The following is a 16,350-nucleotide window of genomic DNA, read 5'->3' on the forward strand; positions in this document are numbered from 1 at the left end:
GACACGGCGGCCAAAAGGAACTCGACACCGAGTAGCCTTCTGTAACTGAGTAACCTTCTGTAGATGACCCGGATCGTGGCAGGCATCGCAGGAGGCCGAACCCTGAAAGTCCCGCCTCGCGGCACGCGTCCAACATCGGACCGTGTCCGCGAGGCGTTGTTCAGCTCGTTGGACTCGCGTCTGGATCTCGACGGCGCTGCCGTGCTCGATCTCTATGCCGGGTCGGGCGCCCTTGGATTGGAAGCACTTTCACGCGGTGCGTCGACTGTCGTGATGGTGGAGTCCGATCCGCGAGCGGCAGAGGTGATTCGGGGTAACGCCGCCGGCATCGGGTTGCCCGGGGCGTCCGTTCGATGTGCTCCTGTCTCCGCAGTGTTGGCAAGCCAGGCCGACCGTCGTTACGACCTCGTGTTGGCCGACCCTCCCTATGCCATCGCCGATTCCGCGGTTGCGCAGATGCTCGTCGAACTTCTCACGAACGGTTGGTTGGCACCGGAAAGTCTTGTGGTGTTGGAACGCTCGTCCAGATCGGCGGAAACCGCCTGGCCCGAAGGCTTGGTGGCGGAGAAGGTCAAGAAGTACGGCGAGACGCGAATCGAAATCGCCGGACTGGCACGGTGATAGCGTGAGCGCCATGACTGGAGCAGTGTGTCCTGGATCCTTCGACCCGGTGACCAATGGCCATATCGATGTGATCACCAGGGCTGCGGCGCAGTTCGATGAGATCATTGTCACCGTCATGATCAACAAGAGCAAGCGCGGCCTGTTCTCTGTCGACGAGCGCATCGAGCTTCTCGGCGAAGCGACGGCCCATCTGAAGAACGTCCGGATCTCCTCGTGGCACGGACTGCTCGTGGACTATGCGAAGCAGGAGGGCTTCACTGCGATCGTGAAGGGTCTGCGTGGAGCAAACGATTTCGACTACGAACTTCAGATGGCCCAGATGAATCAGCGATTGACAGGTGTGGACACCCTTTTCATCCCCGCGAATCCATCGTTCAGCTTCCTGTCCAGTTCGCTGGTCAAAGAGGTTGCTACCTTCGGTGGAGACGTCGCAGGAATGGTCCCCGAGAATGTTCACTCCAGACTACTGAGCCGCATCGCCGAGCGCGCCGCCGAATAGATCGGGCGACACACCGAGGCGAGTGCGACGCGCAGGCAGCAATCACCAGGCAAACTGGAAGTGCACTTACCGCACGTTTCTTCGTAGTTTCTATCGATTGGGGTTACCGGTGTACCGCGTATTCGAGGCACTCGACGAACTCGTCGCCATTGTCGAGGAGGCGCGCGGTGTCCCTATGACGGCCGGCTGCGTTGTTCCTCGCGGCGACGTCCTTGAACTTCTCGATGATGTGCGCGACTCGATTCCCGGTGAACTCGACGACGCGCAAGACGTTCTCGATCACAAGGACAAACTGGTCACGGACGCTCGGGCGACGGCAGAGAAAACTGTCACCTCGGCCAACGACGAAGCCCAGGACACCGTCGAGAATGCGCGCGATTCCGCTGACCGAATATTGGCGGATGCGAAATCGCAGGCCGATCGCATGGTTGCCGAGGCGAAGGCTCACGCTGAGCAACTCGTCGACGATGCGAACGACACCGCAGAGCGTTCGGTCGAAGCAGGAAGGCGTGAGTACGAGACGCTGACGACGCGAGCGCGGTCGGAGTCGGAGCGTCTCATCGAGTCGGGTCAGGCTTCGTACGATCGTTCGGTCGCAGACGGAGCCGAGGAGCAGGCGCGGTTGGTCGATCAAACCGAGGTCGTGCAGGCCGCACGTACAGAATCCGCGCGCATCATCGACACTGCGCATGCCGAATCAGACCGAATGCGCAGTGAATGCGACGTCTATGTCGATACCAAGCTGGCGGAGTTCGAGGAGTTCCTCAGTGGCACTATTCGCTCTGTGGGGCGTGGCCGCCAGCAGTTGCGAACCGGATCGGGTGTCCCGGACTACGGCCCGGATCCGTCCGGCGAGGGGCGTCGTCCGCGCAGGTAGATCGTCCAGATTTGCTCATGCCTGAGTCTGTGCGTACCGTTGTGTGGTTGCCCAAAGGTTGTCCTGGTCCGGCGCGCCATGTCGGTGCGGTTGGTCCAACAGCTCCAAGGTGATCGAATCAATCGTCTGAGCAGGAAGATTACTGTGTCTACCCGTCGTAATACCCCTCGTGCCGAAGCAGGCACGGGATTCGTGCTGGATATCGACAACCTGAGCCGTCGGCCCGGGTCCATGACGGAGATCCAGCGGACGATTGTCGCGCCCACGCGAATCGGCCTCGATGCGATCGCCATCGAAAAGGGGTCGCCGGTCGATCTCGATCTTCGCCTCGAAGCTGTATCGGAGGGTGTGCTCGTTACCGGCACCGTCCGCGCAGACACTGCGGGCGAGTGCTCGCGGTGCCTGGAGCCTGTTTCGGGGGCGGTGGATGTGTACCTCACCGATCTGTTCGCTTACCCGTCCAGCGTCACTGAGGACACGACCGACGAGGAGGAGATTCATCGCGTAGTCGATGATCAGATAGACCTACAGCCAGTCGTCGTGGATGCGGTCGGATTGGAGCTTCCATTGCATCCTCTCTGCCGTGAAAACTGTCAGGGATTGTGCTCGGAATGCGGCATCAACCTGGCGATTGCGGAATCTGGACATAATCATGAGATAGTTGATCCTCGCTGGGCTGGACTTGCAGCCAAATTTGGCGTGGATCCAGTATCGAGCACCGAACTTGTGAACAACGAAGCCGAGGAGAAGTAGAAGTGGCTGTCCCGAAGCGTAAAATGTCGCGTTCCAACACGAGGTCGCGTCGTGCACAGTGGAAGGCCACAGTGCCTACGCTTGTCACGTGCCCCAACCGTGGATGCGGCGAGAAGACACTGCCCCACATTGCGTGCCCCTCGTGTGGCACCTACAAGGGCCGACAGGTAGCAGCAGCTGTCTGATCTTCAGCACATGACATCGAAGAGCAGTTCTACTCACCTGAACGGCTCGACAGCTGACAGCGGCGGGGACGACCGAGAGTCGCTCCTCGCCGCTCTTGGCGTCGTACTTGCTGAACCCCTGTTGACTCTGGCATTGACCCACCGGTCGTACGCGTACGAGCGTGGTGGTCTGCCTACCAACGAGCGGCTGGAATTCCTGGGTGATTCGGTTCTCGGCTTGACCGTGACCGAGGAGCTCTACACTGCTCATCCGGAGAAATCCGAAGGCGAGTTGGCCAAGATTCGTGCCAGCGTCGTGAACATGCATGCTTTGGCCGAGGTGGCACGCGAACTCGGTGAAGGCGGCCTCGGCCGTCATCTCCTGCTCGGCAAAGGCGAGGAACAGACCGGTGGTCGTGACAAGCCCAGCATTCTGGCCGATGGCATGGAGTCCCTGTTGGGCGCGATTCACCTCCAGCATGGGATAGAGGTCGCACGTCGTGTCGTTCTGACCCTGTTCGCACGTTTACTGGACCGAGCACCACGCTTGGGCGCCGGCCTGGACTGGAAGACCAGTCTTCAGGAGCTGACTGCTGTGGAATCGCTTGGCGTGCCCGTATACGAAATCTCCTCCACGGGACCAGACCACGACAAAGAATTCACCGCGACCGTCGTCGTCGGCGGTAAGCCACTCGGCGTAGGTGTGGGCCGATCCAAGAAGGAAGCCGAGCAGAAGGCAGCGAGTACTGCCTGGAAGGACATCTCCGACGGAAACGGGAGCTCTGCCGCCGTCGAGCCCCCCTCCGTAAAGCCCTCCGCCGGCGCACTCGATTCGCCCGCCACCGACGTCGCTACCGCCCCGCACGCGGAGTAGCGGATACCCGATGCCCGAGTTACCCGAGGTCGAAGTAGTGCGCCTCGGTCTCGAATCGCACGTAGTCAACACAACCATCGAATCGGTGGAGGTACTGCACCCTCGCGCGGTCCGGCGTCACTTTGCTGGTGCGCGGGATCTGGAGGCTCAGCTACACGGCCGCCGTATCGTGTCGGCGGAGCGTCGCGGCAAGTATCTGTGGCTTCCACTCGATGCGCATGACGACGCGATAGTCGTGCACTTGGGAATGAGCGGCCAAATGCTCGTGCAGCCACCGTCGGTGCCTGCCGAGAAGCACCTCCGCATCCGTGTGGGGCTGGACAACGGAGCCGAACTCCGATTCGTCGATCAACGAACTTTCGGTGGTTGGGCCATCGCGCACCTCGAATCTGTCGACGGGTCCGTGGTTCCAGAGACCGTGGCACACATCGCACGAGACCCGGTGGATCCGTTGTTCGATGCGGAATCCGTCGTGAACGTGTTGCGGGGCAAACACACCGAGATCAAGCGCGCCGTACTCGACCAAACGGTGCTGTCGGGCGTGGGCAACATCTACGCCGACGAGGCACTGTGGCGCGCCAAGATTCACGGCAACCGAATTGCAGAGACCTTGTCGAGGCCAGTTCTACGCACACTGTTGACCTCGGTTCACGCGGTGATGGGTGAGGCTCTCGCGCAAGGCGGCACATCCTTCGACGCGCTGTATGTCAATGTCAACGGCGAATCGGGATACTTCGATCGGTCGTTGGATGCGTACGGCCAAGAGGGGCTGCCATGTTCGCGTTGTGGTACCCCGATACGGCGTGAGAAATTCATGAACAGATCGTCGTACAGTTGTCCCACCTGCCAGCCGCGACCTCGAAATACTCGGACCTGACGCTGCCCTGACTGCCGTTCACCCTAGAATCGACTCTCATGGCTGATGAGAGCACACCGACGGCACTGTGGGTCGAACGGACGGGGACGCGTCGATACACCGGAATGAGCTCGCGAGGAGCCGAGGTGTTGATCGGTTCGGAATCGGTCGACGGGGTTTTCACCCCTGGCGAGTTGCTCAAGATCGCGCTCGCGGCATGCACCGGGATGAGTTCGGATCTCCCATTGTCGCGCCGCCTCGGTGACAATTACGACTCGAAGGTGACGGTGTCTGGCTCTGCCGATCGCGAGAACGAACGCTACCCGGAGTTGCGTGAGGTACTCGCGGTCGATCTCAGCGAGCTCGACCCCGATGCGCAGCAGCGATTGCTGGTCGTCGTCGAGCGCGCCATCGACAAGGTGTGCACCGTCGGACGCACGTTGAAAGCAGGCGCTGAAGTATCTCTCGAAATCGACGTGGACGGCTGACGATGGGGATTCCGACGTCGATGGCGATCGACTCGCTCGTCCTCTACTGCACGGTTCCGACAGAACGGTCCGAAAGTTGACCTCTACGTGTGAGATCCGGTTGACCGCTTGGGTGCACGGTTCGGTGCAAGGCGTCGGGTTTCGATGGTGGACCCGTTCGCGCGCCCTCGAACTCGGACTGAGCGGCCACGCGACGAACAGCGCGGACGGTCGAGTGCTCGTCATTGCCGAGGGTGCACGAGAAAGCGCCGAGCGCCTCCTCGCATTGCTTCGTGGAGGAGATACGCCGGGCGTGGTGACCCTCGTCGTGGAGAGCTGGGATCGGCCGCGTGGTGGGCTCAACGGCTTCGTCGAGCGGTGATGAAGGGACGTATTCGGACCGTGACGCTCCAGATCTCGTACGCGCAGGTGAGGTACACCCGGTACTCTGAAGCGCCATGCATCTCAAGAGTCTGACGCTCAAGGGCTTCAAGTCCTTTGCTTCGGCGACGACTCTTCGTTTCGAGCCAGGTATTACCTGCGTCGTCGGGCCCAATGGGTCGGGGAAGTCCAACGTCGTGGACGCTCTCACCTGGGTGATGGGGGAGCAGGGAGCGAAGGCTCTACGTGGCGGCAAGATGGAAGATGTCATCTTTGCGGGCACGTCGGGACGTGCACCGCTGGGGCGTGCGGAAGTGACGCTCACGATCGACAACTCCGACGGAGCGTTGCCCATCGACTACTCCGAGGTGTCGATCACCAGGCGAATGTTTCGTGATGGGGCAGGCGAATACGAGATCAACGGAGCCTCGTGTCGACTGATGGACGTTCAGGAATTGCTGAGCGACTCCGGCATCGGACGCGAAATGCACGTCATCGTCGGGCAGGGGCGGCTCGCTGCGATCCTCGAATCCAGGCCGGAAGATCGACGGGCGTTCATCGAAGAGGCTGCGGGCGTTCTCAAACACCGTAAACGCAGAGAGAAGGCGGTCCGCAAGCTCGACGCCATGCAGGCGAACCTGGCTCGACTGACCGACCTGACCACCGAGCTTCGACGTCAACTCAAGCCTCTCGGTCGTCAAGCCGAAGTCGCTCGTCGCGCGCAGACGGTCCAAGCGGATCTTCGCGACGCCCGGCTGCGTATCGCGGCCGACGACTTGGTCGGCCGACGTGCAGAGTTTGCCAACCAGACTCAGGACGAAGCTGCCGCCCGCGAACAGTACGCGACTGTTCAGGACACGCTCGAGGCAGGCAATGTCGCACTCGGAGAGCTCGAACAGTCGGTTGCACGGTTGACTCCGAGCGCGGAGGCCGCCGGGCAAATCTGGTTTCAGTTGTCCGCACTCGCCGAACGAGTCAACGCCACCATCCGAATCGCGAAAGAGCGTGCACGTCATCTCGATTCGGCTTCGTCGACGGGCCGTGGTCAGGACCCGGACGAACTCGAAGCTCAGGCGGATCGTGTCGCCGAAGAAGAATTGGAACTCGTCGAGGCCGTCGAGATCGCACGCGAGTCTCTCGAGGCTGCACGCGAACAGCTGGCCGAACGTGAGGCTGCGGCGTCCGAGGCCGAACGCGCTCATATGGCTGCGGTGCGTGCGGTCGCCGATCGCCGAGAAGGATTCGCCCGGCTTTCCGGGCAGGTCGACACCTACCGAACCAAGGCCGATTCCACCGATGCAGAGGTTGCTCGGCTGTCCGTGGCGATCGACGAGGCTCGTGAGCGCGGAGACATTGCGCAGATGGAGTTCGAGAGCGTCCAGGACCAGATAAGCGGGCTCGACGCCAGTGAATTGAGTCTCGACACGCAGTACGAACGAGCCGTGATGGCGCTCCGAAGTGCGGACGCGCGCGTGACCGAACTGCAGAACGAGGACCGTGTTGCGGGGAAAAAGGTTGCCTCGTATCAGGCTCGAATAGAAGCGTTGAAGATGGGACTCGAACGCAAGGACGGAGCCAGTTGGCTCATCGAGAACTCTCAGCCTGGACTGTCCGGTTTACTTTCCGACCGCATCAGCGTGGAAACGGGCTTCGAGGTGGCGGTGGCGGTGGCATTGGGCCCCGTAGCCGATGCCGCTCACGCCGAATCGTTGACGAGCGCACTCGATGCCGTTCTGGCACTGCGCGATGCGGACGGTGGACGTGCAGCTGTCGTCTTCGGTGATGTCACGCCTTCCGCGAATCTTCGCACCGTCCAGTTGCCGCATGGCGCGTGGTGGGCGCTCGATGTGATTCAGTTCCCCGATGCGCTTTCCGGTTCGATGAGTGCGTTGCTCGACGGCATCGTAGTAGTCGAATCTCTCGACGACGCCGCGGCATTGGTGCAGTCGTCACCTGGACTCAGGGCAGTGACGAAGGCCGGGGATCTTCTCGACACAGGATGGGTGACGGGCGGCTCGGACAGGCGGCCGAGCACCATCGAGGTGCAGTCGGCGATCGATACCTCGACAGTCGAACTTGCTGCCGCAGAACGACATTCGGCCGAGCTCGAGGCTGCACTGTCCGGAGCTCTCGCCGAGCAATCCGATCGCCGTGAATCCGCCGAACAAGCGCTGGCCGCGCTCAACGAGTCCGATGCTGCGATTGCAGCGGTGTACGAGCAGCTAGGTCGCCTCGGTCAGCTGGCGCGATCGGCACACGCAGAATCCTCGCGCTTGACCGAGCAACGAAATCGAGCAGAAACCGGTCGGGAAGAGGCTCTGACTGCGTTGGCGGAGCTCGAGGAGCGGCTCCGGTTGGCCGAGGACGAGCAGGCCGGGACCGACAGTGGATCCGATTCGGGTGAATCGATCATGGCGCGTGAGATGGCTGCCGCCGCATTGTCCGAGGTTCGATCGGTCGAGGTCGACGCACGTCTGAATGTCCGGACAGCCGAGGAGCGGGCGCAGTCCGTCCGGGGTCGCGCGGACTCGATGCGTCGAGCTGCCCGCGCCGAACGTGAGGCTCGAGCACGGGCCGAACGGGAGTTGATAGGGCGTCGACACGCTGCAGCGGTCGCGCAAGCGGTTGCGTCCGCCGGTGATCGCGTAGCCGAACGGCTCGCCGGCGTCGTCGCTGCCGCTGCCGCTCGTCGTGACGAGCTTGCTGCCCAGCGTGCCACCGCTGCAACTGAATTGGACCGGGTCAAAGAACAGGTTCGAGCTCTCCAAGCCCAGCTCGCGTCGATCACCGACGCAGTCCACCGCGATGAAATTGCTCGCGCGCAGGCTGCACTCAGAATCGAGCAGCTCGAGGCGACTATCCTCGAACAGCACGGCATCGGACTCGACGACCTGATCGCCGAATATGGACCGGAGGTGAGCCTGCCACCGACGGAACTCGAGATGAGTGAGTACGAGGCCGCCAAGGAACGTGGAGAACAGGTGGTGGCACCCGCCCCGATACCGTTCGACCGGGGGTCTCAGGAAAAGCGGGCGAAGCGTGCCGAACGGGACTTGGCGACCCTCGGAAAGGTGAATCCCCTCGCACTCGAAGAATTCGCTGCGCTCGAAGAGCGATACAACTTCCTCTCCACACAACTGGAGGACGTCAAGTCCGCCCGCAAGGATCTGCTCGAGGTGGTCGCCGATGTCGACGAGAGAATCCTGCAGGTCTTCACCGAAGCGTGGTACGACGTCGAACGTGAGTTCACCCAGGTGTTCGCCAAGTTGTTCCCAGGGGGAGAGGGAAGACTGATCCTCACCGAACCAGGGAACATGCTCACCACAGGTATCGAGGTCGAAGCACGCCCACCAGGAAAGAAGGTCAAGCGACTGTCCCTGCTGTCCGGCGGCGAGAAGTCCTTGACCGCCGTAGCGATGCTGGTGGCTATTTTTCGAGCGCGACCGTCTCCGTTCTACGTGATGGACGAGGTCGAAGCGGCACTGGACGACACGAACCTCCGACGTCTGATCGGCTTGTTCGAGCAACTTCGCGAGAAGTCGCAGCTGATCGTCATCACCCACCAGAAGCCGACGATGGAGGTTGCCGACGCACTGTACGGAGTATCGATGCGCGGCGACGGCATCACGACGGTGATTTCGCAACGCCTCAACCGCAACCGAGTCGAGACGATCGGCAGCGTGACGGCCCCCGATGTCAGCGAGTCGGATCTCCTCGGGGCACCGGTCCCAGATGACCGTGTCCGTGAAAATTCCGTGCCTGCAGCCGAAGTTTCTGTGCCGGAAGGCTCTGAGTCCTCGAACTGAGTTCGAGTGATGTGCTGTGCACTTGCCCGCCAGGGTGCCGGTTGGGTGGCGAAGACGCTCCTGACAGGATGGACGCGTGAGTAGCGAAGCATGGATCATCGTCGCGGCCGTTCTGGCCATCCTGGCCGTGGGGCTCGTAGTCGGGCTCGTGGTGTCGCGTCGTCGGCGAATATCGCTTACCTCTTCGGAGACACCGAAGATCGAGGAGGGCGAGAAAGACAAGTCGGGTGGATACAAGGCCGGTGGCGGATTCTCGTTCAGCCAGGGAAGCGCGGTTGCAGAGCCGGATCTTGCGCCGAAACCCCTGCCTGAGCCTCTACCCGAGCCCAAGCCTGTGGCCGCGCCGGAGCCTCAGCCTTCCCCGGAGCCCCAGCCTTCTCTGGAGCCCCAGCCTTCTCTGGAACCTGAGCCTTCTCTGGAGCCAGAGCCTTTTCTGGAACCTGAGCCGTCGGCAGAGCCCGAGCCGTCTTTGGAGCCTCAGCCGTCTCCGGAACCTGAGCCGTCCCCGGAGCCCGAGCCGGCGCCTGCTCTGGATTCCGATTCGGAATCCGCCGCGCCGATTCTCGACGAGATTGCTCCTACCGATGGGCGGCTGGATCGCCTCCGCGGTCGACTCTCTCGTTCGCAGTCCGCGATCGGTAAGAGCTTGTTGGGCATCCTCGGCGGTGGCGACCTCGATGAGGATTCGTGGGAAGAAGTCGAGGACACACTGCTGATCGCTGACCTCGGTTCGTCCACGACCAACGAGATCATGACCTCGCTGCGCGAGCAGATGGCGTCGCGCAGCATCCGCACCGAGGCCGACGCCAGAGCGTTGCTGCGCGAAATCCTCATCAAGCAGTTGCACCCGGAGTTCGATCGGTCGATCAGAGCGCTGCCGCATGAGGGCACTCCCGCTGTTCTACTTGTCGTCGGTGTGAACGGGACCGGCAAGACGACCACGACAGGCAAGTTGGCCCGCGTGCTCGTTGCGGACGGGCGTCGGGTCCTGTTGGGTGCCGCGGATACGTTCCGCGCCGCTGCGGCGGACCAATTGCAGACGTGGGGCGAGCGTGTGGGTGCCGACGTCGTTCGCGGCAAAGACGGCGCCGATCCGGCTGCCGTTGCCTTCGACGCAGTGAGTCGAGGTATCGAACAGGGGGTCGATGTCGTTCTTGTCGACACCGCCGGACGTCTCCATACGAAGTCCGGATTGATGGACGAACTCGGCAAGGTCAAGCGGGTAATCGAGAAGCGAGCGCACGTCGACGACGTGTTGCTGGTGCTGGATGCGACCGTGGGGCAGAACGGTCTGATGCAGGCACGCGTATTCGCCGAGGTAGTGAACATCACCGGGGTGGTATTGACCAAGCTCGACGGTACTGCCAAAGGTGGCATCGTCTTCCAGGTGCAGCGTGAACTCGGAGTGCCGGTCAAGCTCGTCGGACTCGGGGAGGGCGCCGACGATTTGGCACCTTTCGAGCCCGAGGCCTTCGTCGACGCGTTGCTCGGCTGACCGGATCGGCTCGGTCGATCTGAGTCCGGAGTGCGTCGGGCGGTAAGTAGTCGGCCGAATTTTCGGTTTCTCGGAATTCGATGAAAACTACGAAACGCCTGCACGAAATGTTATTGCAACAATTCTGGTCCATCCGTTCACACGAGTGAAACACCAGAGTGTCATGGATGAAACTTCGTGAAACCACTCTTCTCTCAGACGGTGCACCATCCGGTGCGCACGAGAAGGAGGGTGTACGTGAGTCCCGAGGAATTGTTGGCCAACTCCGGCAATGCTGCCTGGATGCTGACAGCAGCATCGTTGGTGCTGCTGATGACGCCAGGTCTGGCGTTTTTCTATGGTGGTATGTCGCAGCAGAAGTCCGTACTCAACATGATGATGATGTCTTTCGGGGCAATGTTCGTCGTCGCACTCGTCTACGTCCTATGGGGATGGTCGATGTCGTACGGAACCGAGAACATCGGCGGGGTGTTCGCGAACCCCTTCGAGTTCTTCGGTTTGAAGGATTCGATCACCGATGCGGACGGAAACTTCCTCGCCGGCGCCTGGGGCTACCCGAACGTCATCGATATTGCCTTCCAGGTGACGTTCGCGATCATCACGGTCGCACTCATCAGCGGTTCGCTCGCTGGACGCGTCAAGTACGGCACCTGGCTGGTGTTCGCCGGCGTCTGGGTCACCTTGGCTTACTTCCCCCTCGCACACATGGTGTGGGGCGGCGGATTGCTCTCCGGTTCGGAGGACGGCTTCGCGGCGAAAATCTTCGGCACGACCGACGACGGCGACGGCGGACTCGTTGCGGCTGTCCCGCCGATCGACTTCGCTGGTGGCACCGTGGTCCACATCAACGCGGGAATCGCCGGTCTGATTCTGGCGCTCATCATCGGCAAGCGCGCAGGATTCGGTCGAGTTGCGTTTCGGCCGCACAATCTCCCGTTCGTCATGCTCGGTGCGGCTCTGCTGTGGTTCGGTTGGTTCGGATTCAACGCAGGCTCCGCTTTCGCTGCTGACGGGTTCGCGGGTCTGGCCTGGGTCAATACCACTACTGCTGCGGCAGCCGCGATCGCCGGCTGGCTCGTCGTGGAACGTATCCGTGACGGCCATGCCACCAGCCTCGGTGCTGCTTCGGGCATCGTCGCAGGCTTGGTTGCCATCACACCCGCTGCGGGCGCCCTGACCCCGATCGGATCGATCTTCCTCGGCGTCATCGCCGGAGTACTCTCCGCTCTGGCCGTCGGCCTCAAATTCAAGTTCGGCTACGACGACTCGCTCGACGTCGTCGGTGTCCACCTCGTATCAGGTCTGTGGGGCACCATCGGAATCGGCTTCTTCGCGTCCGAGACCGGGCTGTTCTACGGTGGCGACTACAAGCAGTTGGTCGTCCAGACGGTCATCGCTCTTTCTGCCGTGATCTTCACCGGTGTCATCACCGCGATCATCGCGTTTGCGCTCAAGCCACTCGGCTGGCGCGTGTCGGAAGAAGGCGAAGCCAAGGGTATCGACGAAGCTGAGCACGCTGAGACTGCGTACGACTTCGCTTGACAGGGTAAAGATAGGGGGCGAGAAGTCGCTCCGAATACAACCGAGCATTCGTGAGCTTGTGAAGGGAAGCACAAATGAAGCTGATCACGGCAATCGTCAAACCGTTCACCTTGGAGGACGTCAAGACAGGCCTCGAACAAGCCGGCGTGCTAGGCATGACGGTCAGTGAAGTCCAGGGTTATGGACGTCAGAAGGGCCACACCGAGGTCTACCGTGGTGCCGAGTACTCCGTCGACTTCGTTCCGAAGGTACGCGTGGAGGTCGTCGTCGACGACGCCGCAGTGGAGAAGGTCGTGGAGGTAATCGTCGAAGCTGCACGTACCGGCAAGATCGGTGACGGCAAGGTATGGGTTTCGCCGGTCGACTCGGTCATCCGAGTTCGTACCGGTGAACGTGGCGCCGATGCGCTCTGACCCCAACGGGTCGCGGGCAGGGGGCCCCGATTCTGGAGCGAAAGCTACAGGGTCGGGGCCTTCGGTCTCGAAGGGCCCGATGGTCTCGAAGGGCATGGTCTCGAAGGGCATGGCCTCGAACGGAACCGTGTCCAAGAGCACCAGTGACGCAGCCGCAGATCTGGCGCGAGCGAGAAAGCAGCTGCTCGACGACGGAAGCCGGAACCGTCGCCTCGACGCGCCCTCGCTTCGACAAGCTTTGGTCGATCTGCACGAGTTCTGGTTGACCACCAAGGGCGCCGAGCTCGGTATCAAACCGGATTCCGGATTCGCAATCGTTGCGGTGGGTGGACTGGCGCGTCGCGAAATGTTGCCCTATTCCGATCTCGATCTGATTCTTCTTCATGACGACATGCCGGCCGGACTCGTCGCCGATGTGGCGGACAAGCTCTGGTATCCGTTGTGGGACGCACACATCAAGCTCGATCACAGCGTCCGTACCGTTCCGCAGGCTCTGCAGGTTGCAGCGTCGGACCTGACTGCTGCTCTCGGAATGCTCGAAGCGCGGCACATTGCCGGTGATGTCGAATTGAGCAATTTGCTGATCGGTGGTGTTCGACGAGAGTGGCGGACGAATATCCGTTCTCGCTTCGAAGAGTTGATCATTCAAACTCGGTCTCGTTGGGCCCGAAGCGGAGAGATCGCCCATCGTGCCGAGCCCGAACTGAAGAGTGGCCGTGGAGGGTTGCGCGACGTTCAGCTACTCGATGCGCTGTCCATTGCACAACTCACCGACGGTATGCCGGGGCTCGGGCCGGAGTCGCCGGGCGGCGGACTTGCCTTCGCACATGGCCGTTTGCTCGATGTCCGGACCGAACTGCACCGAGTTGCAGGCCGAGCACGCGATCAGCTTCGTGCGCAGGACGCCGACGAGATCGGCGCGGCATTGCGTATCGGCGACAGATTCGATCTCGCTCGCGTACTCAGCGATTCGGCTCGCACCATCAGCTACTCGGTGGATGTCGGCCTTCGCACCGCCGGCAATTCCCTGCCTCGGCGCGGATTGTCACGCCTCCGGCGGGTTCCGGTTCGGCGCCCGCTCGACGAGGGTGTCGTCGAACATGGCGGTGAAGTAGTACTTGCGCGTGACGCTCGTCCGAACAAGGATCCCGGGCTGATAATGCGGGTTGCCGCTGCCTCCGCGCAGACGGCAATGCCGATGTCGGCCTCGACGTTGAATCGCTTGTCCGAAAGCGCACCCGAGTTACGCGAACCGTGGCCGAAGGAAGCGTTCAACGACCTGTTGGTGCTGCTGGGGTCAGGACGCCGAGCTATCGCCGCGATCGAGGCGCTGGATCGGACCGGCCTGTGGGGTCGGCTGATTCCGGAATGGGGAGCCGTTCGTGATCTGCCGCCGCGCGATGCGGTGCACACGTGGACGGTCGACCGGCATCTCGTGGAAACTGCTGCGTACGCAAGTGCTTTGACGACACGTGTGGCCCGACCGGACCTGCTCGTCCTCGGAGCTTTGATCCACGACATCGGGAAGGGGAGGGGCGGAGACCACAGTGTGGTCGGCGCTGAACTCGCGACACAGATCGGGAACCGGCTGGGGCTGTGGCCTTCCGACGTCACGTTGCTGTCGAAAATGGTGCTCCACCACCTGCTGCTTCCGGACACAGCGACTCGTCGCGACCTCGACGACCCAGCCACCGTGGAGAAGGTGGTGCAGACCCTCGGATCGGACACTGTCCTTCTGGAGCTGCTGCACGCTCTCGCCGAAGCAGATTCGTTGGCGACCGGCCCTGGCGTGTGGGGTGATTGGAAGGCCTCACTCATCCGCGAACTGGTTCGGCGATGTCGCTTGGTCATGGCAGGGGAGAGCTTGCCGACTGCTGACCCGCTCGATCCCGCCCACATCGCTTTGGCGGAGAAGGGAGGAGTTCACGTCGATCTGCAGCCGACCGAGGGTTCGCACACGTTCGTGGTCACCGTGATCGCTCCGGACAATCCTGGTTTGCTGTCCGACGCAGCCGGCGTTTTGGCACTGCAATCCTTGCGAGTGCTGTCGGCTTCGCTCGGTAGTCATGAGGGGACTGCCGTGAATTCTTTTGCGGTCGCACCACTGTTCGGCTCACCGCCTCAGGCCGGTCTGCTGCGTCAAGAAATTATTCGCGCGCAGTCCGGTGAGCTCGATCTGCTCGGCATGCTCGACGCGAAGGAACGTGATGCTCGGCCGGTGAACCTGGACGGCGAAGTCGATGCGGCAGTTCCGGTTCTGTATGCGCAGGCACCCCCGAGAGTCCTGTGGTTCGACGGAACCGAGCCTGGTCAGGTGGTCCTCGAATTGCGCGCCGAGGATCGGCTGGGCTTGCTTTGTCGACTGGCCAGCGCGCTCGAACGCTGCGGTGCACACGTCCGCTGGGCGAGAGTGACGACCCTGGGAACGTCGGTCATCGATGCGTTCTGCATCGATCTGGCAGGGTCGGACAGCCGTGATACTCGCGAAGAAATCGAGCGAGCGGTACTCGCGGTCGTTCCGGCCCCCGAACCGCCGAAACCGACGGTGAAGCCGGAGGGCACCTGAACGCTGGTTCGGGTGGTCAGAGACGAATCCTCCAGAGAGTAGTGATATTTCATAAAGATTCGGTTACGGTCTGTGCGGGCGAGATCAATTTGTTATGTTCACGCCATCGAACGAAAGTACGACTTCCGGTCGTTTCACGACGCTCGAGATTCATGCACGCCGACGACTGATGAGGTATTAACTGTGGGATCCCACCGGCGGTCGAACATGTACGTTCCGATCGAGATGGACATCGATGCACCGCGCGGGCGTCACAGGGCACACGTAGAGAAGAACGAAGCCGGACTGCGGGCCGCGACGATCGTTCTGGCTACCGGCGCGATCGTCGCGGGAGCTGCACAATTGGGGGCGGGTACCGCCGCCGCTGCCCCTGCACCGGAGGCTCCGACGGCAGGGTTGCCGTTCGAGATTCCGCAGAATCTTCTCCCCGGAGGCTTCGAGTTGCCGGCGGGTATCGAGCTCCCGGAGAACATTGCGCTCCCACAAGGTCTTCAGCTTCCGGACACGTCCAACCTGCAGGGCTTCGGAATTCCTGACGTCGGAGCCGCAGCCCAAGATTTGATCAGGGGTCTCCAGCCCATCAAAGAGCGGGCCGTCCAGCCTGTATCAGGTGTTCTCACATCGAAATTCGGGTCACGTTGGGGCGCGCACCACGGTGGTCTCGATATCGCTGCTCCGATCGGAACACCGATTTTGGCCGCGACCGACGGCCAGGTGACCGCAGCGGGCCCGGCCTCCGGATTCGGCCTGTGGGTAAAGGTGCTGCACGAGGACGGTACCGAGACCGTCTACGGGCACATCAACGATTATTCGGTGACACCCGGACAGCATGTGACGGCAGGTCAGCAGATCGCCACGGTGGGTAACCGCGGCGAATCCAGCGGCCCGCACCTACATTTCGAGGTCCACGATCCGAGTGGCGTGAAGGTCGATCCCGCCGAGTGGCTCTCCATGCGTGGAGTCGCGGTCACATGGACCGACCCGGCGCTCAACGCCTGATCTCGAAGGTCGTTTTCCGGCGCGCGCAGCGCTG

14 protein-coding genes and 1 pseudogene are annotated in these 16,350 nt (G+C 62.0%); all 15 read left to right on the top strand.

The window, feature by feature from the left end:
* The first annotated feature begins 63 nt into the window (after nt 1–63).
* Entirely contained in the window at nt 64–621 is a 558-nt protein-coding gene (gene rsmD, locus BJD99_RS18115) for a 16S rRNA (guanine(966)-N(2))-methyltransferase RsmD (RefSeq protein ID WP_084348577.1), read from the top strand.
* A gap of 13 nt (nt 622–634) precedes the next feature.
* Nucleotides 635–1,123 (top strand): pantetheine-phosphate adenylyltransferase, encoded by a 489-nt coding sequence (gene coaD, locus BJD99_RS18120; RefSeq protein ID WP_084348578.1) that lies wholly within the window; start codon nt 635–637, stop codon nt 1,121–1,123.
* 109 nt (nt 1,124–1,232) lie between these two features.
* The gene (locus tag BJD99_RS18125; protein ID WP_084348579.1) at nt 1,233–2,000 is read left to right on the top strand and encodes a DivIVA domain-containing protein; all 768 of its coding nucleotides are present in this window, start codon (nt 1,233–1,235) and stop codon (nt 1,998–2,000) included.
* 144 nt (nt 2,001–2,144) lie between these two features.
* Nucleotides 2,145–2,753 (top strand): DUF177 domain-containing protein, encoded by a 609-nt coding sequence (locus tag BJD99_RS18130; protein ID WP_373270559.1) that lies wholly within the window; start codon nt 2,145–2,147, stop codon nt 2,751–2,753.
* A gap of 2 nt (nt 2,754–2,755) precedes the next feature.
* The gene (gene rpmF, locus BJD99_RS18135) at nt 2,756–2,938 is read left to right on the top strand and encodes a 50S ribosomal protein L32 (protein ID WP_084348580.1); all 183 of its coding nucleotides are present in this window, start codon (nt 2,756–2,758) and stop codon (nt 2,936–2,938) included.
* A 10-nt stretch (nt 2,939–2,948) separates the two neighbouring features.
* Nucleotides 2,949–3,791, top strand: a complete 843-nt coding sequence (gene rnc, locus BJD99_RS18140; protein ID WP_084348581.1) for a ribonuclease III — start codon at nt 2,949–2,951, stop codon at nt 3,789–3,791.
* 10 nt (nt 3,792–3,801) lie between these two features.
* Nucleotides 3,802–4,668, top strand: coding sequence for a bifunctional DNA-formamidopyrimidine glycosylase/DNA-(apurinic or apyrimidinic site) lyase (gene mutM, locus BJD99_RS18145; RefSeq protein ID WP_084348582.1), 867 nt, complete (start codon nt 3,802–3,804; stop codon nt 4,666–4,668).
* A 38-nt stretch (nt 4,669–4,706) separates the two neighbouring features.
* Entirely contained in the window at nt 4,707–5,135 is a 429-nt protein-coding gene (locus BJD99_RS18150; RefSeq protein WP_084348583.1) for an OsmC family protein, read from the top strand.
* A gap of 76 nt (nt 5,136–5,211) precedes the next feature.
* The gene (locus BJD99_RS18155; RefSeq protein WP_084348584.1) at nt 5,212–5,496 is read left to right on the top strand and encodes an acylphosphatase; all 285 of its coding nucleotides are present in this window, start codon (nt 5,212–5,214) and stop codon (nt 5,494–5,496) included.
* 76 nt (nt 5,497–5,572) lie between these two features.
* Nucleotides 5,573–9,145: pseudogene (gene smc, locus BJD99_RS18160) on the top strand (chromosome segregation protein SMC); the annotation flags it as partial.
* A 232-nt stretch (nt 9,146–9,377) separates the two neighbouring features.
* Nucleotides 9,378–10,796 (top strand): signal recognition particle-docking protein FtsY, encoded by a 1,419-nt coding sequence (gene ftsY / locus BJD99_RS18165; protein WP_084348586.1) that lies wholly within the window; start codon nt 9,378–9,380, stop codon nt 10,794–10,796.
* 282 nt (nt 10,797–11,078) lie between these two features.
* Nucleotides 11,079–12,338, top strand: a complete 1,260-nt coding sequence (locus tag BJD99_RS18170) for an ammonium transporter (RefSeq protein ID WP_179142436.1) — start codon at nt 11,079–11,081, stop codon at nt 12,336–12,338.
* Between the two features lie 74 nt (nt 12,339–12,412).
* Nucleotides 12,413–12,751, top strand: a complete 339-nt coding sequence (locus BJD99_RS18175) for a P-II family nitrogen regulator (RefSeq protein ID WP_019664269.1) — start codon at nt 12,413–12,415, stop codon at nt 12,749–12,751.
* On the top strand, nt 12,741–15,317 hold the full coding sequence (locus BJD99_RS18180) for a [protein-PII] uridylyltransferase (protein WP_084348938.1): 2,577 nt from the start codon (nt 12,741–12,743) through the stop codon (nt 15,315–15,317). Before BJD99_RS18175 ends, BJD99_RS18180 begins: the two co-directional genes overlap by 11 nt.
* A 183-nt stretch (nt 15,318–15,500) precedes the next feature.
* A complete protein-coding gene (locus BJD99_RS18185) occupies nt 15,501–16,316 on the top strand; it encodes a M23 family metallopeptidase (protein ID WP_084348588.1) in 816 nt (271 codons plus the stop codon).
* Nucleotides 16,317–16,350 lie beyond the last annotated feature (34 nt).

This window comes from Rhodococcus sp. 1163, from assembly GCF_002091985.1.
Lineage (GTDB): Bacteria > Actinomycetota > Actinomycetes > Mycobacteriales > Mycobacteriaceae > Rhodococcoides.

Bases quoted from the DNA above. Each gene is read 5' to 3' on its own strand.
- coaD (WP_084348578.1), top strand. From the start codon at position 635: ATGACTGGAGCAGTGTGTCCTGGATCCTTCGACCCGGTGACCAATGGC.
- BJD99_RS18170 (WP_179142436.1), top strand. From the start codon at position 11,079: ATGCTGACAGCAGCATCGTTGGTGCTGCTGATGACGCCAGGTCTGGCG.
- rsmD (WP_084348577.1), top strand. From the start codon at position 64: ATGACCCGGATCGTGGCAGGCATCGCAGGAGGCCGAACCCTGAAAGTC.
- rnc (WP_084348581.1), top strand. From the start codon at position 2,949: ATGACATCGAAGAGCAGTTCTACTCACCTGAACGGCTCGACAGCTGAC.
- mutM (WP_084348582.1), top strand. From the start codon at position 3,802: ATGCCCGAGTTACCCGAGGTCGAAGTAGTGCGCCTCGGTCTCGAATCG.
- BJD99_RS18150 (WP_084348583.1), top strand. From the start codon at position 4,707: ATGGCTGATGAGAGCACACCGACGGCACTGTGGGTCGAACGGACGGGG.
- BJD99_RS18175 (WP_019664269.1), top strand. From the start codon at position 12,413: ATGAAGCTGATCACGGCAATCGTCAAACCGTTCACCTTGGAGGACGTC.
- BJD99_RS18180 (WP_084348938.1), top strand. From the start codon at position 12,741: ATGCGCTCTGACCCCAACGGGTCGCGGGCAGGGGGCCCCGATTCTGGA.